This is a genomic window from Nocardioides sp. (assembly GCF_031422975.1).
In the GTDB taxonomy this organism is placed as follows: Bacteria; Actinomycetota; Actinomycetes; order Propionibacteriales; family Nocardioidaceae; genus Nocardioides.
In genome coordinates this window covers 1-3,763 of sequence record NZ_JANPEO010000011.1, presented here as the reverse complement: position 1 = coordinate 3,763, position 3,763 = coordinate 1, and the positions used below count along the sequence as shown (strand labels likewise).

The window sequence follows — 3,763 nt, the reverse complement described above, 5'->3', positions numbered from 1 at the left end:
GTGCGCACGAGCGTCGAGACCGCAATGGCGCCGATGCCCTCGGGGGCCAGCGCGCGGCTGGCCGCCTCGGCCTGTCGTCGGCCGAGATCGGTGAGGTCGAGACCGGGAAGGCCCGTGTCGAGTGCGCCCGACACGTTGCCGTGGGTCTGACCGTGACGAAGCAGGAACAGGCGCATGACAGGAGACTAGAGCCCATCGGTATGACTGCTCGTGCGGTCATGGGTCGCTAGGCTGGCAGCATGCTGGACCATGTCGACCGGCCGGGCGTGCACCGGCGGATGTGCCGAGGATGAGCGCCGCAGGTCCGGCCTCGGTCTGGGCGACCGGTGCCTGGCTGGTGCTCGTCGTGGCGTACGCCGTCTTGTCGAGCGTGTGGACCGGTCACGACCCCGGGTGGTACGCCGGCCTGGCACGCCCGTCGTTCCAGCCCCCCGATCTGGCGTTCGCCGTGGTCTGGCCACTCAACTTCGTGGCCCTCTTCGCGGTCGGCGTGTGGTTCACCCGTTCGATCGGGGACGCCACGGCGTGGCGGGCGACCGTCGTGCTCGGGGCCTCCGTCGTGGCCGCGCTGGCCTGGGCCTGGCTCTTCTACGTCCCGCACCGGCTGTCGGCGGCCGCGCTGTGCCTGGCCGTTGCCGCCGTGCTGACCTGGGTGCTGGTGGGTCTGGTGGCACGTTCGGTGCCGTGGGCAGGCGTGGTCCTGCTGCCGTACGCCGCGTGGCTGAGCATCGCCACCGCCTTGTCGGTGCAGTACGCCCGGCTCAACTGATTCGCGGCCGCGCGGCGCCCTGGGGGACTACCGCTCCGGGTCGCGTCGTGGTTGTGTGGACCTGGTCCGGCATCGCCGGCGTCTCGGTCATCGTCTTGTCAGGAGAGCCCACATGAGTTCATCTCCAGCCGCTCGGCCGCTGCGCCGAGCCGCCCTCGGCCTGGCGACGGCGGGCGTGCTCCTTCTGGCGCCAGCACTGGCGAGCGCGGCCACCTGGACCGACGTCCAGGCCAACGACCCACAGGTCGCCGGACAGCCGACGTCCGACGCCGATGCCTTGTTCCCGACCAACAAGCAGAACGAGCCGACGATCGCGATCAACCCCGTGGACGGCCGCTTCCTGATCGCCGGCTCCAACGACGAGCAGCGCCAGCCGCCCTGCGGCCCGGGTCCGGTGCGGGGGCCGAACGCCGCACCGAGTGACTGCTCCTTCTTCCCCAACGTGGGGACCTCGGGCGTCTACACCTCGGGCGACGGCGGACAGACCTGGACCAACCGCGGGCTGCTCGATGATCAAGCCTCCTGGCTGAGCTCCCCGCTGGTGTCTGACGGCGACCCCGTCATCATGTACGGCCCGAGACCCGACAGCTCAGGCAGGTTCAGCTACGCCAACGGCACGCGCGCCTACTACGCGACGCTGGCCTCCTACAAGGACAACGTGGGGCCGTATCCGGCGAACAAGGCACCGGAGTTCCTGGCCGTGTCCTTCTCCGACGACAACGGCGCCAGTTGGAGCAGGCCAGTCATCGCCACGCCGAACCACCCGGTGAACTTCAACGACAAGGAGTGGATCGCAGTCGACGACAATCCGGGCAGCCGGTTCTTCGGGCGCCTGTACATGTCGTGGACCCAGTTCCGGTCCAGCACCGCCACCGGGAACGGCAACGAGCCGGTCCAGGCGGTCTACTCGGCGGACGGTGGGAGCACCTTCAGCGCGCCACGTCAGCTCTCCCCGGCCGGCAACAACGGCACGGGCAACGGCCGTCAGGGCTCCTACGTCGTCACGGGGCCGGACGGCAGCGTGTACGTCGCGTTCGAGCAGGGCTCGAGCCAGGTGGTGGCCATCTCTCGAGACGGCGGCGTCAGCTACGCACGACCGGCCACGATCGGCCCGGTCACCGACATCGCCGACCCGATCCCGGGAGCGAACTTCCGCACGAACTCGTTCCCGACACTCGCGGCGGACCCACGGCAGGGTTCGACCACGCTGTACGCCGCCTGGTCCACCAGGACAGCCTCCGGTGGCCGCATCGTCGTCAGCACCTCGACCGACAAGGGGGTCAGCTGGAGCGCCCCGGCCACGGTGAGCACGGCGGCCGAGGGCTACGCGTTCTACCAGGGCATGGACGTCGCCCCGAACGGCCGGGTCGACCTGGGCTACCAGGCACTCAGGGCCGTCAGCACGACGACCTACGGCACGGGAAACGCGGCGATCGACAGCTACTACCTCAGCCGATCCGGCACGACCTGGAGCGCACCCACCAAGGTGTCCTCAGCGTCCACGGACCCGGCAGCCAGTGCGCAGAACAACCTTGCGCGACAGTTCATGGGCGACTACAACCAGCTCGTGTCCCGCAACGGCGGAGCATGGTTCATCTACACCGACACCCGCAACGGGGTCGGCTGCCCCGCGGTCGACCAGTACCAGCGGATCATCGACGGCACCGCAACGGTCCGTGGTGACTTCGGCGACCGGCTCCAGACCCGGCTGGGGCAGAACCCGTACTCCCACGAGCCGGGGTCGAAGCCGGCACCCCCGGAACACTGTGCGGGCAGCTTCGGCAACAGCGACGCCTACGTGAGCCTCATCACGCCGTAGCCGCCCGACCTGCGCCCAGGGTGGTGTCCGGGCCCCACCGGGTCGGTGTCTGATGCCGCTGGTTCGCCGTCAGGATGGCGAATGCTGCGCACCGTGGATCTAGGGTGAGTCGTTGCACGGCACGCCGCACGAAGCATCCCGGAGGGCATTCTGAGCACCGCCGAATCTCGAGTATCCGCAGGTGAGCGCCCCGGTGGGGGAGTACAGCTGCCAGCGGCCGTCCTGTGGGACATGGACGGCGTAGACCCCGGATCGACGGGCATCGAGAAGCGTTGAAGTTCACGTTACCGCAGGTCAGCGGGCTGATCGACCGATCGTGAAGGCATCAGGGAACATCTGGATGCAACGGGATTCCAGGCACTTCGTTGCATGGAACGTTGCATGGTCACGCGGCGAGGGTGAGCTGTGGAGCCCGATGGCCCGTGGCGAGTGTCGAGATGCAGGGAAGATTGGCGCGAGGCTCCACGCGAACTCGGGCTCCTTCAAGGTGAGCACCGCGAACAGCACGGCGTCGGTCGGGCTTGCCGCGAGTGTGGCGACCACTTCGTCGCGGAAATCGGGCCAAGACGTGCCGGCCGCCTTGTGCAGCCGCGCGGTTAGGGTCGACGAAGGCCACTTGCGGAACACGGAGACCCGGGCCTGCAGCGCCTCGCTCGGCCGGTGCTTCTCGAGGAGCCCGCACCAGTAGCCCGCCGCCTTGAGTGATTGGTGGCCGCGGTCGAAGTCAGTGGCCTGCTTCGCCCATTTGATGGCCAGGTCGATCTCACCGATCTCGTCGAAGGCCTCGGCGGTGTCCTCCAGCCGGGCCGCGACCATCCGGGCCTTGGCGTGGGTCCGGATGATCGCCTCGATGTCGTGATCGTGGACCGCGAGCCGCTGGCGTAGCCGCGGCGGCAACCGCCTTTGTGTGGAGCTCCAGCAGCCGACGACAGGCGTCCCCGATGATTCCGCTGGAGTCGTCAGCGCGGGCAATGACCTTGTCCGCAGAGCGAGCGCCTTGTGGGTCACCGAGTAGATCTCGCTCGGCGGCGTCGTCGGGATCGCGGCGTCGAGGATGTCGACAGCCTCTGCATCTGTTGTGCGTGAGCGTTGGCCGCGCTCCATCGATAGGCGTCCGAGCGCGTGCGGATCAGCGACAATACGGCGTCAGCGAGCGTGGTCACCTCGACCCGGCC

The 3,763-nt window shown here is 68.8% G+C and carries 4 protein-coding genes; 2 read left to right on the top strand and 2 right to left on the bottom strand.

The window, feature by feature from the left end; genetic code table 11:
- Positions 1-176, bottom strand: a 176-nt coding sequence (locus RMO85_RS00405; RefSeq protein WP_310525746.1) for a histidine phosphatase family protein, incomplete at its 3' end; no start/stop codon positions are given.
- 113 nt (positions 177-289) lie between these two features.
- Between RMO85_RS00405 and RMO85_RS00400 the strand changes: the two genes are divergently transcribed.
- Together RMO85_RS00400 and RMO85_RS00395 are read left to right on the top strand one after the other, a co-directional pair.
- Positions 290-769, top strand: coding sequence for a TspO/MBR family protein (locus tag RMO85_RS00400; RefSeq protein ID WP_310525744.1), 480 nt, complete (start codon positions 290-292; stop codon positions 767-769).
- Between the two features lie 112 nt (positions 770-881).
- Positions 882-2,588, top strand: coding sequence for a sialidase family protein (locus RMO85_RS00395; protein WP_310525742.1), 1,707 nt, complete (start codon positions 882-884; stop codon positions 2,586-2,588).
- A 294-nt stretch (positions 2,589-2,882) separates the two neighbouring features.
- Here the strand turns inward: RMO85_RS00395 and RMO85_RS00390 are convergent, their stop codons facing one another.
- The gene (locus tag RMO85_RS00390) at positions 2,883-3,692 is read right to left on the bottom strand and encodes a hypothetical protein (RefSeq protein WP_310525741.1); all 810 of its coding nucleotides are present in this window, start codon (positions 3,690-3,692) and stop codon (positions 2,883-2,885) included.
- Positions 3,693-3,763: the final 71 nt, after the last annotated feature.

Coding starts and splice junctions, on each gene's coding strand:
- RMO85_RS00400 (WP_310525744.1), top strand. CDS start 290: ATGAGCGCCGCAGGTCCGGCCTCGGTCTGGGCGACCGGTGCCTGGCTG.
- RMO85_RS00395 (WP_310525742.1), top strand. CDS start 882: ATGAGTTCATCTCCAGCCGCTCGGCCGCTGCGCCGAGCCGCCCTCGGC.
- RMO85_RS00390 (WP_310525741.1), bottom strand. CDS start 3,692: ATGGAGCGCGGCCAACGCTCACGCACAACAGATGCAGAGGCTGTCGAC.